Raw genomic sequence first — 22,578 nt, forward strand, 5'->3', positions numbered from 1 at the left:
CCCGTGACCCGACGAACGGACTGGGCCGAATACGACGCCTACCCCGGCATCCCCCGGGAGCCGGGGCACGCGGAGGACGACGGCGGCCCTGACCGAGGCGGCGACGACTGGCCGGACGGCGGCTCGCACCGGAGCGACGGCGCGGACGGTGCCGGCCGGCTCCGCGGCGGCCGGACGGGGCGCGGCGGTGAAGGCGGTCCACGGGGCGGACGTGGACGCCGTCGGCGCGGCTTCGGAGAGCCGTCCGCCGAGGACGAAGACCCCTCTACCTCGTCGAGGGCCGAGAAGGGGGAGTCTTCAGGGGACCCGGCTGAGCGGGCACGGGCGATCTGCCTGCGCCTGCTCACCGGGACCCCGCGCACACGGAAACAACTTGCCGACGCCCTCAGTAAACGGGAGATTCCGGACGACGTGGCCGAGGAGGTGCTCTCGCGGTTCGAGGAGGTCGGGCTGATCAATGACAGCGCCTTCGCGGACGCCTGGGTGGAGTCCCGGCACCACGGCCGGGGGCTGGCCCGGCGCGCGCTCGCGCAGGAACTGCGGACCAAGGGGGTCGACTCGACGCTGATCGACGAGGCCGTCTCCCAGCTCGACTCCGAGCGGGAGGAGACGACCGCACGTGAGCTCGTCGCCCGCAAGCTGCGCTCGACCCGCGGCCTCGACCGCGACAAACGGCTCCGCCGCCTCGCCGGGATGCTCGCGCGCAAGGGCTACTCCCAGGGCATGGCCCTGCGAGTGGTCCGGCAGGCGCTGGAGGAGGAAGGGGAGGACGCCGAGGTCTTGGGGGACGAGGAGTTCTGAGCCTCAGCAGGACCAAGGGTGCGTCGTCGGCCGGGGCTCGGCGAGTGGCGAGGCCTCTCGCGTGAGGCCCTGACGACCGGTTTTCACGACAAGGCTTCAAGACAAGCCCTTGTTTGTCGTTCTGATCGGGCCTGGTCGGCCCAGCAGCGCGCTCGTGAGAGGGCCGGAACACGCGGGCGTGGCTGCGGCTGGGGGCGTGAGCCATCCCGCCCCGTCGGCTCGGCGCCGGACACGGTGGACGCGCGGGGGCGCCGATCGCGTCCGGAGCCGGGCCGGTACGGGCGGAGCTCCATCGAGGGGCCGGACTCGCACCTCGCGCCAACTGCCCTCCGGCAGGTGGGACGACCGCGGTGGGTGGGCAGCGCACACCCAGTGGGCGACTCCGTATCCGCGCGGCGGCAGGGCACCTGGCCGGCGCCTTGGATGGCCCCAGGAAACGCAGGATCACCTTGCGCCTCCTGACGGGGGGCGCCCGCTCCGTCCGGTTGCACGGTCTGCCGTGGTCGTACGGCCCACGTCACCTGTACTGCATGTCACCGGTGCCGCACGCCACCTGCACCGCACGAATCCGCGGCGGCGCCCGGCCCCCGCCCACGTGGCTCCGCCTACGACGTCACCGGCAGTCCCGCCGCCCGCCACGCCTGGAAACCGCCCACCAGGTCGGTGGCCCGGTGCAGTCCGAGCTGGTGCAGGGACGCGGCCGCGAGGCTCGACGCGTAGCCCTCGTTGCAGATCACGACGATCCGCACGTCGTGGCCGGTGGCCTCGGGAAGACGATGGCTGCCCTGGGGATCGAGGCGCCACTCCAGCTCGTTGCGCTCGACGACCAGGGCACCGGGGATCAGCCCGTCCCGCTCGCGCAGGGCCGCGTACCGGATGTCGACGAGCAGCGCCTCACCCGCGCGGGCGGCCTCGTACGCCTCGCGTGCCTCCACGCGCGCGTACTCCGCGCGCACCCGCTCGAGCAACTCGTCGATGCCCAGAGGGCGTTCGCCGCTCACTGCCAGTCCTCCGGGCGCTCGACCTGCTCCAGGCGCAGCACCTGACCGGTACGGCTGTAACGACGGATCTGCGGCAGCGGCGGGTAGTAGGCGTGGACGGAGATCGCGTGCTGGTCGGGGGACTCGTTGAGGACCTCGTGCACATGGTGCCGTCCGAAGGCGCGGCCCTTGCCGGCGGACAGTCGGCGTTCCCGGTCCACGCCCTCCGAGAGTTCCAGGGTCTTCCAGCCGTCGGTGGGCAGCCGCGCGGCGAGCGAGTTCTCCTTGAGCTCGCCTCGTGCGGTGAGGAAGGCACCCACCGAGTCGGCGTGGTCGTGCCAGCCGGTGCCGGTGCCGGGCGGCCAGCCGATCAGCCAGGCCTCGCTGCCTCCGGGCCCCTCCAGGCGCACCCAGGTGCGGCCCTCCGGATCGAGGGGGAGGGAGGCGATCAGTTCGGCGTCGGCGGCCGTACGCCGGACGAAGTCGAGCAGGTCCGCCTGCGTGGGTACGGCGACGGCGGTGGGCACGGATGGGGAGACAGACACGGGTACCGTCCTGGGGGCGTTCGCGGGGCGCGCGGCAGCGCGGGAGCGCATCTCGGGCGCGCTGGTGGAAGAGGGGTTGCGAATTCAGCAGGACGGACGACACACGCAGCCCGCATAGCGGACGAGGTCCATATGGACCCTCCGCCACAGGCGCACACAGGTGTCGGTCACGATTCGGAGTACACCACGCCGGCCCGTACCGGTCAACTCACTGTCACCATGCGGACCGCAGAGTGACAGTCAGTGTCGACCGCCTCGCGGGGCTGCGCCCGGCCGGCGCGATCGTCGGCAACCGATCATCACATCGCTGCGGGCCCCGCGCCGGCGCTCACGGTCACTTCGCCCCGGCTCCGGCCTCCGCCCCCACCGGCCCTCCCACCGCCGTCTCCGCCGCCGCGTGCAGATCGGCCGGACGGACCCCGCTCAGCGCGGTGACCAGGTGGCCGTCGGGCCGGACCAGCAGGACCGTGTGGGCGGCCGCCCCCGGATAACTTTCGGCCACCAGCAGTTCGGCCGGGCAGGGCAGGGCCGTCACCGCGGCGGCGAGCCGGGGCATGATCCCGGCGCTCACCCAGTGCTTGCGCTCCCACACGCCGGTGCCGGGCGCGATCAGTACGACCAGCAGGGCACCGCGGCCCAGCCGGTCCCGCAGCCGTACGAAGGAGCCGTCCTCCGCCGTGACGCGCACGTCCTCGACAGGCGCGCCGGGGGGCGTGTCCACCGGCACCTCTGCCTCCAGGTGCCGGGGCGTGAGCGGGGAGCCGCCGTACGTACCGGGCGCGCCCAGCTGGCCACGCCCGAGGTGGCCCTCGGTGAGCAGCGCGTCGTGGCCGCGGGCGGAGCCGGGGACGTACGCCCTTATGCCACCGCCGCCGCGCAGCAGGGGCAGCGCCTGGTCGGCCGCGCGCAGGCGGGCGGCGACCACCGCGCGGCGCTCCGTCTGGTAGCTGTCCAGCAGCGCCTCGTGCGGCCCGTGATGCCAGGCCAGGGCCAGCTTCCACGCGAGGTTGTCGGCGTCCCGCAGGCCCTCGTCGAGCCCCTGGGTGCCGAGCGCGCCGAGCAGGTGGGCGGCGTCCCCTGCGAGGAAGACCCGCCCGGCACGCCAGCGGCGGGCCAGCCGGTGGTGGACCGTGTGGACACCGGTGTCGAGCAGCTCGTACGCCGGCGTGGAGCCGCCGCTCCAGCCCGCGAGGGTCTCACGGACGCGGCTCACCAGCAGCTCGGGCGTGACGAGGTCCTTGCCGGGGGGCAGCAGCCAGTCGAGGCGCCAGACGCCGTCCGGCAGCGGGCGTCCGGTGACTTCCCCGGCGGAGGGACCGGACGTACGCCACGGCGGCATCCGATGGAGCAACGCCTCACCCGTCCACGGAAGTTCCGCACGCAGGGCGGCGACGGCGTGTCGCTCCACCGCCGTACGGCCGGGGAAGCGGATGTCCTGGAGTTTGCGGACCGTGGAGCGGGGACCGTCGCAGCCGACCAGGTAACTGCCGCGCCACCAGGTGCCGTTCGGGCCGCGGGTGTGGGCGGTGACACCCGAGGGTTCCTGCTCGACGGTGTCCAGGCGGCTGTTCACGGCGATTCTCACGAGCCGCTCGCCCGCGAGGGCCGTGCGCAGGGCGCCGGTCAGCACATGCTGGGCGAGGTGCAGGGGAGCCGGTTCGGTGGCGTCGAAGGTGATCTCGCGCGTCACCTGCCTGCGCCGCATCGCCCGCCATCCGGCCCAGCGGACGCCGGCCTCGGTAAGGGATGTGCCGGTGAGACGTTCCACCAGGGCGGCGGTGTCCTCACGGAGGACGACGGTGCGCGCCAGCCGCGGTTCGTCCTTGCCCGGGCCCTCGTCGAGGAGGATCGACGGCACCTCCTGACGCGCCAGCGCCAGGGCGAGCGTGAGCCCCACGGGCCCCGCTCCGACGATGATCACCGGGTCCACGGCGTGGCGCCCCCTGCCCGTGACGGTGTCCTCAGGGACGTGAGTGAACAAGAGGTTGGAGCAGGGTGCACGATCACAGAACGTATGCAACCCACCGCCGGTTCCCGCGTCAAGCGACGGAGGCAGTGGCGAGTTCGCCACTGCCTCCGTACAGGTCACACCACTTGCACGAGCGTCAGATCGTGCCGCCCGCGCCGGTCCCGTAGGTGCCCGGGATTGCGGCCGGGTTGTCCTCGACGTCGTCCGGCGCCAGCACCGCACCCGTGCCGCGCTTGCTGCGCCGCAGCCGGCCCTCCAGCCAGGAGGCGAAGGAGGTGAGGATGAAGTTCACGATGATGAAGATGATCGCCACGACGATGAAGCTGGGGACGACGTTGGCGTAGTTCGCCGCCAGCGTGCTGCGCGCGTTCAGCAACTCGGTGAACCCGAGCATCACGCCGCCCAGCGCGGTGTCCTTCACGATGACCACGAGCTGGCTGACGATGGCCGGCAGCATCGCGGTGACGGCCTGCGGCAGCAGGATGCTCGTCATCGTCTGGCCCTTGCGCAGGCCGATCGCGTAGGCGGCCTCCGTCTGCCCCCTGGGCAGGGCGAGGATGCCGGCCCGGACGACCTCGGCGAGGACCGAGGCGTTGTAGAGCACCAGGCCGGTGACGACCGCGTACAGGGGCCGGTCCTCGCTGCTGACGCCCGTGGAGCGGACGTAGAACTCGTTGGCGAACAGCATCAGCAGCAGCACCGGGATCGCCCGGAAGAACTCGACCACCGCGCCGGCCGGGACGCGGACCCAGCTGTGGTCGGACATGCGGGCGATGCCGAAGACCGCGCCGAGCGGGAGGGCGATGACCATGGCGAGCGCCGCGGCCTTCAGGGTGTCGCCGAGACCGGGCAGCAGATAGGTCGTCCACGCCTCGGAGGTGGTGAACGGCTCCCACAGGGCCCACTCGAGCTGCTTCTTGTCGTCCATCTTCTGCCACATCCACCACAGCGCCAGGGCCAGGAGGACGAAGAAGAGGACGGAGAGAAGGACGTTGCGCCGCTTGGCGCGGGGGCCGGGGGCGTCGTAGAGGACGGAGCTCATCGCTTCACCGCCAGTCGCTTGCCGAGCCAGCCGAGCAGCAGGCCGGTGGGAAGGGTCAGGACCACGAATCCGAACGCGAAGACCGCCCCGATGGCCAGGGTCTGGGCCTCGTTCTCGATCATTTCCTTCATCAGGAAGGCCGCCTCGGGCACGCTGATCGCGGCCGCCACGGTGGTGTTCTTGGTCAGGGCGATCAGGACGTTGGCCAGCGGGCCGATGACCGCGCGGAACGCCTGTGGCAGCACGACGAGCCCGAGCGTCTGGCTGAAGCCCAGCCCGATCGCCCGCGCCGCCTCGGCCTGGCCGAGGGGAACGGTGTTGATGCCGGAGCGGATCGCTTCGCAGACGAAGGCCGCGGTGTAGCCGACCAGACCGAGCACCGCGAGGCGGAAGCCCTGCAGCTTGAAGTCGTGGGACGCGCCCATCGTCATACCGAAGATGTCGGCGAGGCCGAGCGAGGTGAAGACGATGATGACCGTGAGAGGGATGTTACGAACGATGTTGACGTAGGCGGTGCCGAATCCGCGCATCAGCGGGACCGGGCTGACCCGCATCGCGGCCAGCAGGGTGCCCCAGACCAGGGAGCCGACGGCGGAGAAGACGGTCAGTTTGATCGTCATCCAGAACGCCGCGAGGACGTCGTAGCCTTCAAGAAAGTCGAACACGATCTCCCGCGCTTCCGGGTGTGTGGCGTACGTGGAGGGCGTGGCGCGCCGCCGCCCTGATCGCGACGGTCGGCGGCGCGCCCGCGGAACCCCACGTCGGCCGCGGGGTTCCTACGGCAGTGGATGCCGCATGGCGTGCGGAGGACGCCTTACTTGACGACGACGCCGATCTTCGGGGCCGGCTCGTTCTTGTAGTTCGCCGGGCCGAAGTTCTTGGTGACCGCCTTGTCCCAGGACTTGTCGGCGACCATCTTCTCCAGCGCGGCGTTGATCTTGTCGACCGTCGCCTTGTCGCCCTTCTTGACGCCGATGCCGTAGTTCTCGTTGCTGAGCTTCTCGCCCACCAGCTTGAACTGGCCCTTGTACTTGTCCTGCGAGGCGTAGCCCGCGAGGATCGAGTCGTCGGTGGTCACCGCGTCGACCGCGCCGCTCTGCAGGGCGGCGATGCACTCCGAGTAGCCCGCGTTCTCACGCAGGTTGGCCTTCGGGGCGATCTTGTCCTTGACGTTCTGCGCCGAGGTCGAGCCGGCCACCGAGCAGAGGTTCTTGCCGTTGAGATCCTCACCCTTGGTGATCTTGGAGTCGGCCTTGACCAGCAGGTCCTGGTGGGCCAGCAGGTACGGGCCGGCGAAGTCGACCTTCTGCTTGCGCTTGTCGTTGATCGAGTACGAGGCCACGATGAACTTCACGTCGCCACGGGCGAGCGCGTTCTCGCGGTCGGCGCTCTTGGTCTCGACGAACTCGATCTGGTTGGCCTCGTAGCCGAGCTCCTTGGCCACGTACGTCGCCACGTCGATGTCGAAACCGGAGAAGGAACCGTCCGGCTCCTTCAGGCCGATGCCGGGCTGGTCGTACTTGATGCCGATCTTGATCTTGTCGCTGCCGCCGCTGGAGCCGCTGCCGCTGCCGCTGTCCTTGTCGTCGGAGCCGCACGCCGTGGCCGTCAGGGCGAGGGCGAGGACGGCGGCCGAGGCGGCGGTGACCTTGCGAAGCTTCATGGTGAACTTCCTTTGATGATGCCTTCGGGATGAAGGAATACGGGCCGTCGAAAGGCAGGTGACGCAGGTCGTCGGGTGCGCCGGGGCGCGTCAGTGATGCAGGATCTTCGACAGGAAGTCCTTGGCGCGGTCGCTGCGCGGATTGCTGAAGAACTGGTCGGGCGCAGCCTCTTCGACGATGCGGCCGTCCGCCATGAAGACCACGCGATTTGCAGCCGATCGTGCGAAGCCCATCTCGTGGGTGACGACGATCATGGTCATACCGTCCCGGGCGAGCTGCTGCATGACCTCCAGCACCTCATTGATCATCTCCGGGTCCAGGGCCGAGGTCGGCTCGTCGAAGAGCATGACCTTCGGGTTCATGGCCAGGGCCCGCGCGATGGCGACGCGCTGCTGCTGGCCGCCGGAGAGCTGCGCCGGGTACTTGTCGGCCTGGGTGCCCACACCGACCCGGTCCAGCAGCTCGCGGGCCTTCTCCTCGGCCTTCTTCTTGTCGGTCTTGCGGACCTTGATCTGGCCCAGCATGACGTTCTGGAGCACGGTCTTGTGCGCGAACAGATTGAAGGACTGGAAGACCATGCCGACGTCGGCGCGCAGCCGGGCCAGCTCCTTGCCCTCCTGGGGCAGCGGCTTCCCGTCGATCGTGATCGTCCCCGCGTCGATCGTCTCCAGGCGGTTGATGGTGCGGCACAGCGTGGACTTTCCGGACCCGGAGGGTCCGATGACCACGACGACCTCACCGCGCGCGATCGTCAGATCGATGTCCTGGAGAACGTGCAACGCGCCGAAGTGCTTGTTGACGCTCTTCAGGACGACCAGTTCGCCGGGCACGGCCGCGTCTTCCTTGGCCACCGATACTTCGGTCATCGCTCTCAGGCTCCGTCCTCCTCGGTTTCGGAGGACAGTAGTAACCAGTCTCGACCAGCGTCATTACATCTGAGGGGAATCTGAGCATCACGATCCGATAGCAATCGGACACCCGTCGTAGCACTTGTGACCTGCGTGCGTATCGGCCGGATAACGGAAGTCCCGCGCAACCGGAACCCACTTGACGGCGTCCTCGTCCATCAGCGTGACTGCCTTGGTGCACGCGCGCCGTGCCGGGTTTTCGCGCGCGCCGGAACCGCGCGCCGGGAACCGTGCGACTTTGTACAGAGCCGGACCGTACGCCCTATGAACAGGAGGAGGCCGGGATGAGACTGCTGCTCGTCGAGGACGACAACCACGTCGCCGCCGCGCTGTCCGCGGTCCTGAAGCGGCACGGTTTCGACGTCACTCACGCGCGCAGCGGTGAGGAGGCGCTCCAGGCGCTCGTCCCGGAGGGACCCGGCTTCGGCGTCGTCCTGCTCGACCTGGGCCTGCCCGACCAGGACGGCTACGAGGTCTGCGGCAAGATCCGCAAGCGCACCGCCACCCCGGTGATCATGGTGACGGCCCGCTCCGACGTGCGCTCCCGCATCCACGGCCTCAACCTGGGCGCCGACGACTACGTGGTGAAGCCGTACGACACCGGAGAGCTGCTGGCCCGGATCCACGCCGTCAGCCGGCGCACCGCCCACGAGGACCCGGCCGCGGCCGGCGAGGACACGCTCAGCCTGGGGCCCGTGCACATCGAACTGCCCACCCGGCGTGTCACCGTGGACGGTTCGGTCGTCCAGCTGACCCGCAAGGAGTTCGACCTCCTGGCGCTCCTCGCCCAGCGTCCCGGCGTCGTCTTCCGCCGGGAGCAGATCATCAGCGAGGTGTGGCGCACCAGCTGGGAGGGGACCGGGCGGACCCTGGAGGTGCACGTCGCCTCGCTGCGCGCCAAGCTGCGCATGCCCGCGCTGATCGAGACCGTACGCGGCGTCGGCTACCGGCTCGTCGCCCCGGCCGCGTAGCGGGGACCGTTGCGCACACGTCTCCTGCCGCTGCTCATCGTCCTGATGGCGGCCGTGCTGCTCGCGCTCGGCGTGCCCCTCGCCGTCAGCGTGGCCGGGGCGCAGCAGCAGAAGGTGGTCCTGGACCGCATCGACGACACGGCGCGCTTCGCGGCCCTCGCCCAGTTCGTCACCGCCCCCACCGCCACGTCCGGTGCCACGTCCACGAGCAACGACGAGCGGCGCGAGACGCTCAGCCGCGAGCTGGCCAGTTACTACGAGGTCTACGGCATTCGTGCCGGTGTCTTCTACCGCACCGACACGCCCATGGCTCACGCACCGAGGGACTGGTACCTCCCGGAAACGGGGGAGGTGCGGGACGCCTTCGAGGAGGCGCTGCTCAGCCGTCGCAGCCACGACCCCCAGCAGGTGTGGCCCTGGCAGCGCAACCGGCTGGTCGTGGCGTCGCCGGTGATCCGGGACGGCGACGTCGTCGCGGTCGTCGTCACCGACTCGCCCACCGGCGCGATGCGGTCGCGGATCCTGCACGGCTGGCTGATCGTCGGCGCCGGCGAGATCGCCGCGATGCTGCTCGCCATAGGCGCGGCCCTCCAGTTGACGGGCTGGGTGCTCAAGCCCGTACGCGTCCTGGACGCCACCACCCACGACATCGCCACCGGGCGCCTGAAGTCCCGGGTCGCGGTCGCGAGCGGTCCGCCGGAACTCAGGCGACTGGCCCGGTCGTTCAACGAGATGGCGGACAACGTCGAGGACGTGCTGGAGCAGCAGCGTGCCTTCGTCGCCGACGCCTCGCACCAGCTGCGCAACCCCCTCGCGGCGCTGCTGCTGCGCATCGAACTGCTGGCCTACGAACTCCCGGAGGGCAACGAGGAGATCGCCTCCGTCCAGAGCGAGGGCAAACGCCTCGCCCAGGTTCTGGACGATCTGCTCGACCTGGCCCTGGCCGAGCACACCGAGGCCGACCTCAGGGTCACCGACATCGGCGCGCTGACCGCCGAGCGCGTCGCGGCCTGGGCGCCCGCCGCCGAGGCCCAGGGTGTCCGCCTGGTGGGCGACTGCCCGGCCACCACGGCATGGGCCGACCCGGTCACGCTGTCCAGCGCCCTGGACGCGGTGATCGACAACGCGGTGAAGTTCACGCCGGAGGGCGAGAGCGTCGAGGTGACGGTCGCGTCCAACGGCGAGACCTCGACCATCGTCGTCACGGACAACGGCCCCGGCCTGACCGACGAGGAACTCGCGCGCGTGGGCGACCGTTTCTGGCGCAGCGGCCGCCACCAGAACATCAAGGGCTCCGGACTGGGCCTGTCCATCTCCCGCACCCTGCTCGCGGCCGGCGGCGGCTCGCTGTCGTACGACCATCACGAGCCGAGCGGACTGAAGGTGACGGTGTCGGTGCCGAGGTCGCGGCCGTTGTGAAGCGCCGTGCCTACGGTTTGACGGACCGGTAGTAGCGCCGGGCGCCCTCGTGCAGCGGGAGCGGGTCGGTGTAGATGGCCGTGCGCAGATCGACCAACTGGGCGGAGTGGACGTGCGCTCCGATGCCGTCCCGGCTCTTGATCACGGTCCGGGTCAGCCACTCGGTGAGGCGGGGGTTCATGTCCGTGCGGGTCATCAGCAGGTTCGAGACCGCGATCGTCGGGACGGCCGAGCCGTTCTGGATGGTGGGGTAGGCCGACTCGGGCATGTTGGTGGCCCGGTAGTAGCCGGTGGCGTCGTCCTGCTCGTGCATCCGGGCGACGAGCTCGGCGTCGATCGGCACGAACCGGAAGGTGAAACTGTCGGCCAGCTTCTCCAGACCGGCCGTCGGCACCCCGCCGGACCAGAAGAACGCGTCGATCTTTCCCCGCTTCAGTCGCTCGGGCCCGGTGTCGATGCCCTCCGACACGGCCGTGATGTCCTTCGCCGGGTCCAGGCCGGCCGCCTTGAGCACCCGGTCGGCGATGAGGCGCACCCCCGAGCGGGGCAGGCCGGTCGCGACCTTCTTCCCCTTCAGGTCCGCGACGGACCGGACGTCCGAGTCGCGCGGCACGACGAGCTGGACGTAGTCGTCGTACAGACGGGCGACCCCGCGCAGCCGGGCGGCCGCGCCGCGGTGCTGCTCCTCGTACGTCGCCACGGCGTCGGCCGCGGCGATGGTGAAGTCCGCCCTGCCCTCCGCCACGCGCGCGACGTTCTCCTGCGATCCGTTACTGGTCGTCAGGTTCACGTCCAGGTGCGGCATGTCCTCGGCGAGCTCGGTGCGCAGGCGGCTGCCGTACTCGTAGTAGACGCCGCTGGTCGTGCCCGTGCTGAAGGTGATCGTGCCGCTCGGCGGATCCTCGCCCAGGGGCAGCAGCCACCACAGCAGCAGCCCGAGGACGACGGCGCCGGCGGCCGCGCCCTGCAGGGCCCGGCGCCTGCCGACATGGGGGAACACCTTGGACATGCGCGCGATCCTGCCAGGCGGGGGCGGGGGCTGACCAGGGCGGGGCTCACAGGACGACCGCGGGAGCGGGCGTCCGCCGATCGGGGGTGGTGTCAGTGGCCGTCGTTACAGTCGGTGCATGAGTTCCTCGCCCGCCGACCTGGTCCGTGCATTCCACCTCGCCTTCGGGCTCGACGTCCGCAGTGCGCCGACGGAGGTGTCGCCCCGCCTCGCCGCGCACCGCGGTGAGCTGCTCGCCGAGGAGGCCGCCGAGGTCGCCGAGGTGTCGGTGAGCGGCCCACTGGACCGGCTCGCGCACGAGCTGGCCGATGTCGTCTACGTCGCCTACGGCACGGCCCTGGTGCACGGGATCGACCTCGACGCGGTGATAGCCGAGATCCACCGCTCCAACATGACCAAGCTGGGCCCGGACGGCGAGATCGCCCGCCGCGCCGACGGCAAGGTCCTCAAGGGCGAGCACTACGAGGCTCCGGACGTGTCGGCGGTGCTGCGCCGCCAGGGGTGGGTGCCCGGCGGCGCGGCCTGAGGTCTACGGAAGGGGGCCGTGCAGCCCGACGTCCGGGCTGCCATGGCGCGTTACCGGGGCTCCACGATTCGGCCAGGCTCCAGTGCGACGCAGGGCATCGGCATGGTGTGACGTACGCCATGACGTTGCCGGCTTCATGCGGCGAGATGACGTGGCCGGCGTCAGGCGGCGAGATGACGTGGCCGGCGTCAGGCGGCGAGAGGGCGCACCCTGCGGTGGGGCGTGCCCTGCGGTCCCCCGCCTCAGTCACCCACAGGCGTCTCCGTCCGCGTCTCGGAGACCTGCTCCGCCATGCTCCGGCGTGCCTCCCCACGACGCATCCACCGCGTCGCCAGCGGTTCCGTGTAGCGCGCGGTGAGCGGTCCCAGGACGACGAGGATCAGGACGTACGCCGTCGCCAGCGGGCCCAGGGACGGCTCGATACCGGCGGTCACCGCCAGCCCGGCGATGACGATCGAGAACTCCCCGCGCGCCACCAGCGCTCCGCCCGCGCGCCAGCGGCCCTTGACGGAGATCCCGGCGCGCCGGGCCGCCCAGTACCCGGTGGCGATCTTCGTGGCGGCGGTGACGGCGGCCAGCGCGAGGGCGGGCAGCAGAACGGGAGGAATGCTCGCCGGGTCGGTGTGCAGCCCGAAGAACACGAAGAAGACGGCGGCGAACAGGTCCCGCAACGGGCTCAGCAGGGTGTGCGCGCCCTCGGCGACCTCCCCGGAGAGCGCGATGCCCACCAGGAACGCGCCCACCGCCGCCGACACCTGCAGCTGCTGCGCCACACCGGCGACCAGGATCGTCAGCCCCAGGACCACGAGCAGCAGCTTCTCCGGATCGTCGCTCGACACGAAACGGGAGATGACCCGGCCGTAGCGCACCGCCGCGAACAGCACGAGCCCGGCGACACCCAGCGCGACCGCGAGAGTCACGCTGCCGGCCGCCAGCCCGACCCCGGCCACCAGAGCGGTGACGATCGGCAGGTAGACCGCCATGGCCAGGTCCTCCAGCACGAGGACGCTGAGGATCACCGGGGTCTCGCGGTTGCCGACCCGGCCCAGATCGCCCAGGACCTTGGCGATCACCCCGGACGACGAGATCCAGGTGACGCCCGCCAGCACCACGGCCGCCACCGGCCCCCAGCCGAGCAACAGCGCGGCGGCCGCGCCCGGCAGGGCGTTGAGAGCGCAGTCCACGAGCCCCGACGGGTAGTGCGCCTTGAGGTTGGAGACCAGATCGCTCGCCGTGTACTCCAGGCCGAGCATCAGCAGCAGCAGGATGACGCCGATCTCGGCGCCGATGGCGACGAACTCCTCGCTCGCGCCGAGGGGCAACAGCCCGCCCTCGCCGAAGGCCAGACCGGCCAGCAGGTACAGCGGGATGGGCGAGAACTGGAAACGGGCCGCGAACCGGCCGAGCAGGCCGAGGCCCAGGATGATGGAACCGAACTCGATCAGCAGGACGGCGGAGGAGTGCACGCGCTCACTCCCGTCCGAGTATCGCCGCGGCCGCGTCCACACCCTCGCGGGTGCCGATGACGATGAGGGTGTCCCCGCCCGCGAGCCGGAAATCCGGCGCCGGGGACGGAATCGCCTCGGCCCGCCGCAGCACCGCCACGATCGAGGCGCCGGTCTCCGTGCGCATCCGGGTCTCGCCGAGCAGCCGCCCGTTCCACCGCGAGGTCGCCGCCACCTCGACGCGTTCGGCGACCAGCCCCAGGTCCGTGGTGTACAGCAGGCTCGCGCTGTGGTGGGACGGCTTCAGCGCGTCGATCAGCGAGCCCGCCTCGGCGCCCGTCAGCCGCAGGGACTGGGCGCACGAGTCCGGATCGTCGGCGCGGTACACGCTCACCGTGCGGGTGCCGTCGCGGTGCGCCACCACGGACAGGTGACGGTGCTCCCGCGTCACGAGGTCGTACTGAACGCCGATGCCTGGCAGCGGTGTCGTCCGGAGGCGTGGAGCGGACACGGTTCTTCCCCTTGCTGGTCGTTCGTCTGCTGGTCGTTCGTCGCTGGTCGTTCGCGCGGTGGTGCGCGGCCGGGTGATGGTGCGGGTTCCGGTGCGGGTGCCGGTGGTGGTGCAGGCACCGGCAGTGGTGCAAGTTCCCGTCCTGCGGTCGTGCAGGCCTCGGCCGACGGGCGCCCAGGCGCTCGCCCGGTGGCCGGGCAGGGCTCGCCCGGCGGCCGGCCCGACCGCCGGTCACCTGCGCACGGAGTGGCCATGCTGCCATCCCCCCGTACGGTGGCGACATGGGTGTCGTGACGGATGGACAGGGCCGGCGCCGGACGGAAAGGCTGGTCACGGCGGTGCCATGGACGAGGAACCGGCCGGCGGCGAGGAGCAGGGGAGGAGGAGTGGCGCACGTGTCGCTGTTCTGGCGGATCTTCGCCCTCAACGCCGTCGGCCTGATCGCGGCCGCCGCGCTGCTCCTCGGGCCGGTCACCGTCTCCACACCCGTCCTTCCGGCCGAGGCGCTCGTCGTCGTGGCGGGCCTGGCCGCGCTGCTCGGCGTGAACGCGGTCGTGCTGCGCGTCGGACTCGCCCCGCTCGGCCGCCTCGGCCGGGCCATGGCGGACGCCGACCTGCTGCACCCCGGGGCCCGTGCGGTCGTCGCCGGACCGGTGGAGACGGCCGAGCTCATCACGACGTACAACGCCATGCTCGACCGGCTGGAGGCCGAACGCGCTGCCAGCGCCGCCCGGGCCCTGTCCGCTCAGGAACGCGAACGTCACCGCATCGCCCGCGAACTCCACGACGAGGTCGGCCAGACCCTGACCGCCGTGCTCCTTCAGCTCAAGCGCGTCGCCGACCGTGCCACCGACGACCTTCGCGAGGAGGTGGGCCAGGCACAGGAGGCCACCCGCGCGGGCCTCGACGAGATCCGCCGCATCGCCCGCCGTCTGCGCCCCGGCGTCCTCGACGAACTCGGCCTGCTCAGCGCCCTGCGCTCCCTCGCGGCCGAGTTCACCACCCACGGACTGACGGTCCGGCATGAACTGCGGGCCGGGCCGCACCCGCTGACCGAGGAGACCGAACTCGTGCTCTACCGCGTCGCCCAGGAAGCCCTCACCAACACCGCCCGGCACGCCGGCGCCGACCGCGCCGAACTCCGCCTCCACCCGGTCCCCGACGGCGTCGAACTTCTCGTCCGGGACAACGGCAGCGGCCTGGGCCCGGCGGCGGCCGAGGGCGCCGGCATCCGCGGCATGCGCGAACGGGCCCTGCTGATCGGAGCGACGCTCACCCTCACCTCGGGCCCGGACGGCGCCGGGACGGACGTACGGCTGCGGATCGGGACGAGGACGAGAGCCGGCAGCGGTCCCCCTCCCGCAGGAGGTACCGGCACCGATGCCGGCACCGGCCCCCGTGCGGGCGAAGTCGCCGTCCCCGGCCACCGCTCGCCCGCATCCGGGGGCCGTCGATGAGTGCCGACACGCCCCCGCTCTCGCCCGCCCCGCCCATCCGCGTCCTCCTCGCCGACGACCACACGCTGGTACGCCGGGGCGTGCGGCTCATCCTGGACGGCGAACCCGATCTGACGGTGGTCGCCGAGGCCGGGGACGGCGCCGAGGCGGTCGAGCGGGCCCTCGCCGGAGACGTCGATCTCGCCGTCCTCGACGTGGCCATGCCCCGCACGACCGGTCTGCAGGCGGCCAGGGAACTCTCCCGCCGCCTCCCCGAGCTGCGCATCCTCATCCTCACCATGTACGACAACGAGCAGTACTTCTTCGAGGCCCTCAAAGCCGGAGCCGGCGGCTACGTCCTGAAGTCCGTCGCCGACCGCGACCTCGTCGAGGCCTGCCGGGCGGTCGTGCGTGACGAGCCGTTCATCTACCCGGGCGCGGAGCGGGCGCTCGTCCGCTCGTACCTGGAACGGCTCCACCGCGGCGACGGCATCGACGGTCTGCCCGAGCGGCCCATCACCGAACGCGAGGAGGAGATCCTCAAGCTCGTCGCCGAAGGGCACACGTCCAAGGAGATCGGCGCACTGCTCTTCATCAGCGCGAAGACGGTCGAACGGCACCGCGCCAACCTCCTGCACAAGCTCGGTATGCGCGACCGGCTGGAACTCACCCGCTATGCCATCCGCGCCGGCCTCATCGATCCCTGAGCACGGCCCCCGCAACCGTCACGACGGTCTGCCCACCGCCGAGGCGAGCGACCCCGGGCGGGCCCTGACCGGCTGCGCCCGCGCCTACGGCCGCATGCGCGACGCGGGCGGCACGCGCGCGTGGGGGGCGGCGGACGGGCACTGAGGCGGAGGCCCTTCGGTCATCGAGGACTGGGCTGTCCGAGCTACCGCCTACCCTTATGGCATGAGCAGCATCGACCGGAGCCAGCCCGTGGGCGCCCATCGCACCTATGAGATCCGCACCTACGGGTGCCAGATGAACGTCCACGATTCCGAGCGGTTGTCCGGGCTGCTCGAAGAGGCCGGCTACGTGCGCGCCCAGGAGGGGGCGGACGGCGACGCGGACGTCGTCGTCTTCAACACCTGCGCGGTCCGTGAGAACGCCGACAACAAGCTGTACGGCAACCTCGGTCACCTCGCCCCGAAGAAGGCCAGGCGTCCCGGCATGCAGATCGCGGTCGGCGGCTGTCTGGCGCAGAAGGACCGCGACACCATCGTGAAGAAGGCGCCCTGGGTGGACGTCGTCTTCGGCACCCACAACATCGGCAAGCTGCCGGTCCTGCTGGAACGCGCGCGCGTGCAGGAAGAGGCGCAGGTCGAGATCGCCGAGTCGCTGGAGGCGTTCCCCTCGACACTGCCGACGCGCCGCGAGAGCGCGTACGCGGCCTGGGTGTCGATCTCGGTCGGCTGCAACAACACCTGCACCTTCTGCATCGTCCCCGCCCTGCGCGGCAAGGAGAAGGACCGCCGCCCCGGCGACATCCTCGCCGAGGTCGAGGCCCTGGTCGCCGAGGGCGTCTCCGAGATCACCCTGCTCGGCCAGAACGTCAACGCGTACGGCTCCGACATCGGCGACCGCGAGGCCTTCAGCAAGCTCCTGCGCGCCTGCGGGAAGATCGAGGGCCTGGAGCGCGTCCGTTTCACCTCACCGCACCCGCGTGACTTCACCGACGACGTGATCGCGGCCATGGCCGAGACGCCGAACGTGATGCCCCAACTGCACATGCCGCTCCAGTCCGGCTCGGACACGGTCCTGAAGGCGATGCGCCGCTCCTACCGGCAGGAGCGCTACCTCGGGATCATCGAGAAGGTCCGCGCCGCCATCCCGCACGCGGCGATCACCACCGACATCATCGTGGGCTTCCCCGGCGAGACCGAGGAGGACTTCGAGCAGACGCTGCACGTCGTGCGCGAGGCACGGTTCGCCCAGGCGTTCACCTTCCAGTACTCCAAGCGGCCCGGCACCCCGGCCGCGACCATGGACCACCAGATCCCCAAGGAGGTCGTCCAGGCGCGCTACGAGCGTCTCGTCGCCCTCCAGGAGGAGATCTCCTGGGAGGAGAACAAGAAGCAGGTCGGTCGCACCCTGGAGCTGATGGTCGCCGAGGGCGAGGGCCGCAAGGACGGCACCACCCACCGCCTCTCCGGCCGCGCCCCCGACAACCGCCTGGTCCACTTCACCAAGCCGGAGCAGGAGGTCCGCCCCGGCGACGTGGTGACCGTCGAGGTCACCTACGCCGCCCCGCACCACCTCCTCGCCGAAGGAGCCGTCCTGGACGTGCGCCGCACGCGCGCGGGGGACGCCTGGGAGAAGCGCAACGCCGAGAAGGCGGCCGAGCCGGCCGGCGTCATGCTCGGCCTGCCCAAGGTCGGCGTGCCGGCACCGCTCCCGGTGGCCACGGGCAGCGGCTGCGGCTGCGACTGAGCCGTCCGGTGGCGGTGGGAATCCCGGTCGTCGCGGCGGGGACCATGGGGCGATCGGCCCGACGGACCTCCTGACGGACCTGCTGGTCGAGGACTGACCGCGGGCGGGGGCTACCCTGCCGATCATGCTTGTCGCCGCCGCAGTCTGTCCCTGTCCGCCCCTGCTCGTGCCCGAGGTCGCCGCGGGTGCCGCACCCGAGCTGGACGCCGCGCGTGCCGCCTGCTCCGACGCGCTGGGCGTGCTCGCCGCCGCCCGGCCGGACCGGCTCGTGGTCGTCGGGCCCGCGGACGAGCCCGGGCGGGGCACGCACGCGCAGGGCACGCCCGGCTCGTTCAGCGGCTTCGGCGTCGACGTCGCCGTACGGCTCGGGAGAGGCGGCGGAGCCACGGCGTCCGAGCGGGAACTGCCGCCCTCCCTCGCCGTCGGTGCCTGGCTGCTGGAACGGGCCGGATGGTCCGCCCCGGTCGAGGGGCTCGGCGTGGGGGAACCGCTCGCGCCCGAGCGGTGCGTCGAGGTCGGACGGGACATCGCCGCACAGCCCGGCCGGGTGGCGCTGCTGGTGATGGGCGACGCCAGCGCGTGCCGGACGCTGAAAGCACCGGGCTATCTCGACGAGCGCGCGGCACCCTTCGACGCGGAGGTCGCCCGGGCGCTCGGCACGGCGGACATCGCGGCCCTCGAGGCCTTCGACGCCGAGCTGGCGCGCGAGCTGAAGGCGGCCGGCCGGGCACCCTGGCAGGTGCTCGCGGGCGCGGCCGAGAGCGCCGGACTGGCCGGCACGCTGCTGTACGAGGACGCGCCGTACGGCGTCGGATACGTGGTCGCGGCCTGGACGTAGGCGACCGACGGCGCTGCAATCATGCGGCAGCGCCGGGCGGTGTCGTGGTGGTGCCGTGCCGGGCGGCGCTTTCGTTCCCAGGGCGGCCCTCGTACTGGCCGGCGAAGGCGGTCACGTCAGGGCCGAGGGGGTGCGTCAGCGTCCGCGGCGGCGCGGGCGTCGCGGAACGGCGGACGGCCGCGAGCGTTTCCGCTGCGCGGCCGTCCGCCGATCGACGTCGTGCTGTGGCTGCTGTTCAGGAGGTGGGCGGGGGTGTGTTCGGCGGCGTGAACGTGTCGCCGCCCGCCCTCGGCTCGTCCTTGTGCGCGAGCCGGTCCATGGCGCCCTTGGCCTTGTCGGTGCCCGTATGGATCTTGTCGTGGTACTTGCCCTTGGTCCCCTTGTCGACGGCCTTGGCAGCCCTGTCGATCCCGTGCTGGATCTTGTCCTCGTGCCGGTGCGCAAGATCCGAGACCTTGCCCTTGGCCGGGGCGAACCTGGACTTGAGATTGTGCAAAAGACCCATGGGTCACCTTCCCTGGCGGGTCCGCTACGTGCGGGCGTTCTCGCCGGCCTCGCTGTCGACGGCCTCCTCGGCGGACTGCTGCCGGGGGATCTCGACGCCGTCGGTGGTGGCGGCGTCGGTCTTCGCCGCCGTCTCCCTGGCCCCGCCGGTCCCGGCCGACGTCCGCACCTGCGAGTCCTCGGCGGTCTCTTCCGACTCGGCGCCGTCCGCCGTCGTACCGGCCGGCGCCTCGGCGGTGGCCTCCGCCTCCCGCGCGGTCGTCTCCTCCGTGACCGTCTCCTCCTCAGTCGCCTTCTCCGTGCCCTTCGACCTCCGGAAAAGCCGCGCCAAAACGCCCATATCAACTCCATACGGTACTCGTGCGGGCGAAATCCCGCGTTGCCCGGTGCGTCCGTTTGCGTCACCGGGATGCGCCGCCCCTGCGAACGGGCGACGGGAATCTCGCAACGGGCAACGACGCCGGACCGGCCCCGTCACGTAACTCGTTCGAGAGCGGGCTGCGAGGTTTGCGAGACTGGTGCAGTGAGCAGCGCACCCCCCGCCCCCCACGTCATCGCCGTCGTCGGACCGACCGCGGCCGGAAAGTCCGATCTGGGCGTCTTCCTGGCCCAGCAGCTCGGCGGCGAGGTCGTCAACGCCGACTCCATGCAGCTCTACCGAGGGATGGACATCGGCACCGCCAAGCTGACGCCCGAGGAGCGCGGCGGCGTCCCGCACCACCTCCTGGACATCTGGGACGTCACGGTCACCGCCTCCGTCGCCGAGTACCAGAAGCTGGCCCGCGCCCGGATCGACGCGCTGCTCGCCGACGGCCGCTGGCCGATCCTGGTCGGCGGCTCCGGACTGTACGTCCGCGGCGCGGTCGACAACCTGGAGTTCCCCGGCACCGACCCCGGGATCCGCGCGCGCCTCGAGGAGGAGCTCACGCTGCGCGGCTCCGGCGCACTGCACGCCCGGCTGGCCGCCGCCGACCCCGAGGCGGCGCAGGCGATCCTGCCCAGCAACGGCCGTCGTATCGTCCGCGCCCTCGAGGTGATCGAGATCACCGGCAAGCCCTTCACGGCCAACCTGCCGGGCCACGACTCGGTCTACGACACCGTCCAGATCGGGGTCGACGTCGCGCGCCCCGAACTCGACGAGCGCATCGCCCGCCGTGTCGACCGGATGTGGGACGCGGGGCTCGTGGACGAGGTGCGCGCGCTGGAGGCGCAAGGCCTGCGCGAGGGGCGTACGGCCTCGCGCGCGCTCGGCTACCAGCAGGTCCTCGCGGCTCTGAGCGGTGAGTGCACGCTGGACGAGGCGCGCGCGGAGACCGTCCGTGCCACCAAGCGCTTCGCGCGCCGTCAGGATTCGTGGTTCAGGCGCGACCCTCGGGTGCACTGGTTGAGTGGGGCCGCGGCGGATCTCACGGAACTTCCGCGGCTGGCGCTGGCATTGGTCGAACGACCGGTTACAGCCTGATCACGTCATGGCATCGGGACGCTCAGGCCGCCGTCCGGGCGTTCGCCCCCGTGCCATCATCGAGCTTCGATCGACCAAGATGAGTCCGAGTTGGGAGGGCGCGTGGCGATGGAGGCCGGCCCTCGCGACACCGCACAAGGCACCGAGCACCTGATCACCGAGCTGGGTGAGCCGGAGCCCGAGGGAGCCCGTCTGAGCCCCGACGGGCCGGACGCCGACGACACCCAGGACGGCGTGACCGCCGACGGGCCCGAGCCCGAGGAGATGTTCGCGGGCGGTCCCGAGGTGGAGGTCGAGCTGCGCCCCCAGCGGCGGCTGCGCATCTGGCAGCTCGCCCCCATCGTGGGCCTGGCCGCGACCGGCTCCCTGATGTTCGCGTTCCCCCTGGCCTTCGACTTCGGCGACAGCGGAGCCGTGATCGCCATGCTGGGGCTGCTGATCTGCTCCTGCGCCGCCGGGTGGGGGATGATGGCCGCGCGTCGCGTTGGTTACACGTGGCCCGGCCTTCCCCAGCGCGGCTCCGGCCGCCGCCCCGACTGGCGTGTGGTCCTCGCGTACGTCGTCGTGGTCGCCGCGGTGGTGGTCCTGGCCGTGTGGCGGGTCGCCCGGCTCCGCTAGGGCCTGTCCGGCAGAGCCCCGCCCGCCCGCGACGCCTGGCACGCACGCCCGACCGTCGCAGTACCGCTCCCGTGGCGCCGTCGTGAGGGCGCTTCGGCGCCTTGCTGTCGCAGGCCAAGCGGCCACGGCGGGCTCGTCACCGGCCGGCCCGGCAGACATCGACCAGGCAGTGGCCGACCGCGGGCGACGGGTAGGTGTCGGACAGTCCCTGGGCCGCGGAGCATCCACGAGGCGTCCACGCGCGTGTGCCGTGTCCTGGGCTGCAGGCACGCGTGCGTGCACCGCGCGACACGCACGCGTGCGTGCGCGCATGGCTCCGCTTGCAGGTGTGGCCCTCCACGCGCGCCGCGGTGTCGTACCCACCCCGTACGATCGAGGAATGAGCACGCGGATCGCCTTCCTCAAGGGGCACGGCACCGAGAACGACTTCGTGATCGTCCCGGACCCCGAGAACGCCATCGACCTCCCCCCGGCCGCCGTCGCCGCCCTGTGCGACCGCCGCGCGGGCATCGGCGGCGACGGGCTGCTGCACGTCGTGCGGTCCGCCGCCCACCCCGAGGCCCAGGAGATGGCGGCCGAGGCGGAGTGGTTCATGGACTACCGCAACGGCGACGGCTCGATCGCGGAGATGTGCGGCAACGGCGTCCGGGTCTTCGCGCGCTACCTCCAGCACGCCGGGCTCGTCACCGAGGGCGACCTCGCCGTCGCCACGCGCGCGGGTGTGAAGAGAGTCCACCTCGCCAAGAACGGTGACGTCACCGTCGGCATGGGCAGGGCGCGCCTCCCCGAAGGGGACGTCACCGTGAGCGTCGGCGAGCGCAGCTGGCCCGCGCGGAACGTGAACATGGGCAACCCGCACGCCGTGGCCTTCGTCGACGACCTCACGCACGCGGGCAACCTGTTCTCCCCGCCGCCCTTCAGCCCGGCCTCCGCCTACCCGGACGGGGTCAACGTCGAGTTCGTCGTCGACCGGGGCCCGCGGCACGTCGCGCTGCGGGTGCACGAGCGCGGTTCCGGCGAGACCCGGTCGTGCGGCACGGGCGCGTGCGCCGTCGCCGTGGCGACCGCGCGCCGGGACGGCGTCGACCCGACCGTCACCGGGACGCCGGCCACCTACACCGTGGATGTCCCCGGCGGACGCCTCGTCATCACCGAGCGGCCCGACGGCGAGATCGAGATGACCGGACCCGCGGTGATCGTCGCCGAGGGCGAGATCGATCCGGAGTGGCTGGAAACCGCCGCCCGCTGACGGATGCGGCGGCTTGGCTTCGGAGGCCGACGCGGCCCTGGGGTGCACGGGAGTGCCACCAGGGCCGCCGCCGGAAGTTCGAAATCAAGATCGGTCCCTGGTCGGGCGGCGCAAAACCGTAAACCTCTCCGCCCTCGCTCGAATGGGTGATCCGTTTCACGCTCGGCGAGAGGCGGTCAGTCCGGCGTGGTGGGCTCGGTAGCATCAAGCACCGGCCCGGACGGGGGATTGCTGGCAGCCCCCTGAGC

Annotated in this window: 24 protein-coding genes; 11 read left to right on the plus strand and 13 right to left on the minus strand. The window is 71.7% G+C overall.

Annotated elements, in window-relative coordinates:
* Nucleotides 1–3: 3 nt before the first annotated feature.
* Nucleotides 4–801, plus strand: a complete 798-nt coding sequence (gene recX / locus ACPT94_RS29265; protein ID WP_360343455.1) for a recombination regulator RecX — start codon at nt 4–6, stop codon at nt 799–801.
* Between the two features lie 605 nt (nt 802–1,406).
* On the opposite strand, the gene ACPT94_RS29270 is transcribed toward recX, so the two are convergent.
* The 8 genes from ACPT94_RS29270 to ACPT94_RS29305 all read right to left on the minus strand — a co-directional run bounded on the left by ACPT94_RS29270 (nt 1,407) and on the right by ACPT94_RS29305 (nt 7,867).
* On the minus strand, nt 1,407–1,802 hold the full coding sequence (locus ACPT94_RS29270) for a rhodanese-like domain-containing protein (protein ID WP_360343458.1): 396 nt from the start codon (nt 1,800–1,802) through the stop codon (nt 1,407–1,409).
* Nucleotides 1,799–2,377, minus strand: a complete 579-nt coding sequence (locus tag ACPT94_RS29275) for a cupin domain-containing protein (protein ID WP_360343461.1) — start codon at nt 2,375–2,377, stop codon at nt 1,799–1,801. The genes ACPT94_RS29270 and ACPT94_RS29275 overlap by 4 nt, the downstream gene beginning before the upstream one ends.
* Before the next feature lie 33 nt (nt 2,378–2,410).
* A complete protein-coding gene (locus ACPT94_RS29280; protein ID WP_313960178.1) occupies nt 2,411–2,497 on the minus strand; it encodes a putative leader peptide in 87 nt (28 codons plus the stop codon).
* A 163-nt stretch (nt 2,498–2,660) separates the two neighbouring features.
* Nucleotides 2,661–4,256, minus strand: a complete 1,596-nt coding sequence (locus ACPT94_RS29285; RefSeq protein WP_425247215.1) for an FAD-dependent monooxygenase — start codon at nt 4,254–4,256, stop codon at nt 2,661–2,663.
* Between the two features lie 175 nt (nt 4,257–4,431).
* Nucleotides 4,432–5,337, minus strand: a complete 906-nt coding sequence (locus ACPT94_RS29290; RefSeq protein ID WP_425247216.1) for an amino acid ABC transporter permease — start codon at nt 5,335–5,337, stop codon at nt 4,432–4,434.
* Nucleotides 5,334–6,002 carry an amino acid ABC transporter permease gene (locus tag ACPT94_RS29295; RefSeq protein WP_360343470.1) on the minus strand — a complete coding sequence of 223 codons (669 nt, stop codon included), beginning with the start codon at nt 6,000–6,002 and terminating at the stop codon, nt 5,334–5,336. Before ACPT94_RS29295 ends, ACPT94_RS29290 begins: the two co-directional genes overlap by 4 nt.
* Before the next feature lie 149 nt (nt 6,003–6,151).
* Complete coding sequence (locus tag ACPT94_RS29300) at nt 6,152–7,000, minus strand: glutamate ABC transporter substrate-binding protein (RefSeq protein WP_360343473.1); 849 nt, start codon at nt 6,998–7,000, stop codon at nt 6,152–6,154.
* A gap of 90 nt (nt 7,001–7,090) precedes the next feature.
* A complete protein-coding gene (locus ACPT94_RS29305) occupies nt 7,091–7,867 on the minus strand; it encodes an amino acid ABC transporter ATP-binding protein (RefSeq protein ID WP_360343476.1) in 777 nt (258 codons plus the stop codon).
* A gap of 326 nt (nt 7,868–8,193) precedes the next feature.
* Here ACPT94_RS29305 and ACPT94_RS29310 point away from each other — a divergent pair, with 326 nt between their 5' ends.
* Together ACPT94_RS29310 and ACPT94_RS29315 are read left to right on the plus strand one after the other, a co-directional pair.
* On the plus strand, nt 8,194–8,880 hold the full coding sequence (locus ACPT94_RS29310; protein WP_360343479.1) for a response regulator transcription factor: 687 nt from the start codon (nt 8,194–8,196) through the stop codon (nt 8,878–8,880).
* A 9-nt stretch (nt 8,881–8,889) separates the two neighbouring features.
* Complete coding sequence (locus tag ACPT94_RS29315) at nt 8,890–10,299, plus strand: sensor histidine kinase (protein ID WP_360343482.1); 1,410 nt, start codon at nt 8,890–8,892, stop codon at nt 10,297–10,299.
* A 10-nt stretch (nt 10,300–10,309) separates the two neighbouring features.
* On the opposite strand, the gene ACPT94_RS29320 is transcribed toward ACPT94_RS29315, so the two are convergent.
* On the minus strand, nt 10,310–11,308 hold the full coding sequence (locus ACPT94_RS29320; protein ID WP_360343485.1) for a TAXI family TRAP transporter solute-binding subunit: 999 nt from the start codon (nt 11,306–11,308) through the stop codon (nt 10,310–10,312).
* 118 nt (nt 11,309–11,426) lie between these two features.
* On the opposite strand from ACPT94_RS29320, the gene ACPT94_RS29325 reads away from it, so the two are divergent.
* On the plus strand, nt 11,427–11,834 hold the full coding sequence (locus ACPT94_RS29325) for a pyrophosphohydrolase domain-containing protein (protein ID WP_360343488.1): 408 nt from the start codon (nt 11,427–11,429) through the stop codon (nt 11,832–11,834).
* Between the two features lie 242 nt (nt 11,835–12,076).
* On the opposite strand, the gene ACPT94_RS29330 is transcribed toward ACPT94_RS29325, so the two are convergent.
* A complete protein-coding gene (locus ACPT94_RS29330; protein ID WP_360343491.1) occupies nt 12,077–13,300 on the minus strand; it encodes a cation:proton antiporter in 1,224 nt (407 codons plus the stop codon).
* Nucleotides 13,301–13,304: 4 nt separating this feature from the next.
* Nucleotides 13,305–13,790, minus strand: coding sequence for a cation:proton antiporter regulatory subunit (locus tag ACPT94_RS29335; RefSeq protein ID WP_360343494.1), 486 nt, complete (start codon nt 13,788–13,790; stop codon nt 13,305–13,307).
* 395 nt (nt 13,791–14,185) lie between these two features.
* On the opposite strand from ACPT94_RS29335, the gene ACPT94_RS29340 reads away from it, so the two are divergent.
* The 4 genes from ACPT94_RS29340 (at nt 14,186) to ACPT94_RS29355 (ending at nt 18,497) form a co-directional block, all read left to right on the plus strand.
* Nucleotides 14,186–15,247 (plus strand): sensor histidine kinase, encoded by a 1,062-nt coding sequence (locus tag ACPT94_RS29340; protein ID WP_360343497.1) that lies wholly within the window; start codon nt 14,186–14,188, stop codon nt 15,245–15,247.
* Nucleotides 15,244–15,933, plus strand: coding sequence for a response regulator (locus ACPT94_RS29345; protein ID WP_360343500.1), 690 nt, complete (start codon nt 15,244–15,246; stop codon nt 15,931–15,933). The genes ACPT94_RS29340 and ACPT94_RS29345 overlap by 4 nt, the downstream gene beginning before the upstream one ends.
* A gap of 205 nt (nt 15,934–16,138) precedes the next feature.
* Complete coding sequence (miaB, locus tag ACPT94_RS29350) at nt 16,139–17,659, plus strand: tRNA (N6-isopentenyl adenosine(37)-C2)-methylthiotransferase MiaB (RefSeq protein WP_360343503.1); 1,521 nt, start codon at nt 16,139–16,141, stop codon at nt 17,657–17,659.
* Between the two features lie 124 nt (nt 17,660–17,783).
* The gene (locus ACPT94_RS29355) at nt 17,784–18,497 is read left to right on the plus strand and encodes a class III extradiol dioxygenase subunit B-like domain-containing protein (protein WP_360343506.1); all 714 of its coding nucleotides are present in this window, start codon (nt 17,784–17,786) and stop codon (nt 18,495–18,497) included.
* Nucleotides 18,498–18,732: 235 nt separating this feature from the next.
* On the opposite strand, the gene ACPT94_RS29360 is transcribed toward ACPT94_RS29355, so the two are convergent.
* Nucleotides 18,733–19,002, minus strand: coding sequence for an antitoxin (locus ACPT94_RS29360; protein WP_360343509.1), 270 nt, complete (start codon nt 19,000–19,002; stop codon nt 18,733–18,735).
* Between the two features lie 24 nt (nt 19,003–19,026).
* A complete protein-coding gene (locus ACPT94_RS29365; protein ID WP_360343512.1) occupies nt 19,027–19,341 on the minus strand; it encodes a hypothetical protein in 315 nt (104 codons plus the stop codon).
* Nucleotides 19,342–19,524: 183 nt separating this feature from the next.
* Here ACPT94_RS29365 and miaA point away from each other — a divergent pair, with 183 nt between their 5' ends.
* The 3 genes from miaA (at nt 19,525) to dapF (ending at nt 22,330) form a co-directional block, all read left to right on the plus strand.
* On the plus strand, nt 19,525–20,463 hold the full coding sequence (gene miaA / locus ACPT94_RS29370; RefSeq protein ID WP_360343515.1) for a tRNA (adenosine(37)-N6)-dimethylallyltransferase MiaA: 939 nt from the start codon (nt 19,525–19,527) through the stop codon (nt 20,461–20,463).
* 108 nt (nt 20,464–20,571) lie between these two features.
* A complete protein-coding gene (locus tag ACPT94_RS29375; protein WP_360343671.1) occupies nt 20,572–21,081 on the plus strand; it encodes a hypothetical protein in 510 nt (169 codons plus the stop codon).
* 379 nt (nt 21,082–21,460) lie between these two features.
* Nucleotides 21,461–22,330, plus strand: a complete 870-nt coding sequence (dapF, locus tag ACPT94_RS29380) for a diaminopimelate epimerase (RefSeq protein ID WP_360343518.1) — start codon at nt 21,461–21,463, stop codon at nt 22,328–22,330.
* Nucleotides 22,331–22,578 lie beyond the last annotated feature (248 nt).

The sequence above is a fragment of the Streptomyces aurantiaciflavus genome (assembly GCF_049808595.1).
GTDB lineage: Bacteria > Actinomycetota > Actinomycetes > Streptomycetales > Streptomycetaceae > Streptomyces.

Excerpts from the sequence above, each read along its gene's own strand:
- ACPT94_RS29275 (WP_360343461.1), bottom strand. The coding sequence starts at position 2,377 with ATGCGCTCCCGCGCTGCCGCGCGCCCCGCGAACGCCCCCAGGACGGTA.
- ACPT94_RS29290 (WP_425247216.1), bottom strand. The coding sequence starts at position 5,337 with ATGAGCTCCGTCCTCTACGACGCCCCCGGCCCCCGCGCCAAGCGGCGC.
- ACPT94_RS29300 (WP_360343473.1), bottom strand. The coding sequence starts at position 7,000 with ATGAAGCTTCGCAAGGTCACCGCCGCCTCGGCCGCCGTCCTCGCCCTC.
- ACPT94_RS29305 (WP_360343476.1), bottom strand. The coding sequence starts at position 7,867 with ATGACCGAAGTATCGGTGGCCAAGGAAGACGCGGCCGTGCCCGGCGAA.
- ACPT94_RS29310 (WP_360343479.1), top strand. The coding sequence starts at position 8,194 with ATGAGACTGCTGCTCGTCGAGGACGACAACCACGTCGCCGCCGCGCTG.
- ACPT94_RS29320 (WP_360343485.1), bottom strand. The coding sequence starts at position 11,308 with ATGTCCAAGGTGTTCCCCCATGTCGGCAGGCGCCGGGCCCTGCAGGGC.
- ACPT94_RS29325 (WP_360343488.1), top strand. The coding sequence starts at position 11,427 with ATGAGTTCCTCGCCCGCCGACCTGGTCCGTGCATTCCACCTCGCCTTC.
- ACPT94_RS29345 (WP_360343500.1), top strand. The coding sequence starts at position 15,244 with ATGAGTGCCGACACGCCCCCGCTCTCGCCCGCCCCGCCCATCCGCGTC.
- miaB (WP_360343503.1), top strand. The coding sequence starts at position 16,139 with ATGAGCAGCATCGACCGGAGCCAGCCCGTGGGCGCCCATCGCACCTAT.
- ACPT94_RS29355 (WP_360343506.1), top strand. The coding sequence starts at position 17,784 with ATGCTTGTCGCCGCCGCAGTCTGTCCCTGTCCGCCCCTGCTCGTGCCC.
- ACPT94_RS29360 (WP_360343509.1), bottom strand. The coding sequence starts at position 19,002 with ATGGGTCTTTTGCACAATCTCAAGTCCAGGTTCGCCCCGGCCAAGGGC.
- ACPT94_RS29365 (WP_360343512.1), bottom strand. The coding sequence starts at position 19,341 with ATGGGCGTTTTGGCGCGGCTTTTCCGGAGGTCGAAGGGCACGGAGAAG.
- ACPT94_RS29375 (WP_360343671.1), top strand. The coding sequence starts at position 20,572 with ATGGAGGCCGGCCCTCGCGACACCGCACAAGGCACCGAGCACCTGATC.
- dapF (WP_360343518.1), top strand. The coding sequence starts at position 21,461 with ATGAGCACGCGGATCGCCTTCCTCAAGGGGCACGGCACCGAGAACGAC.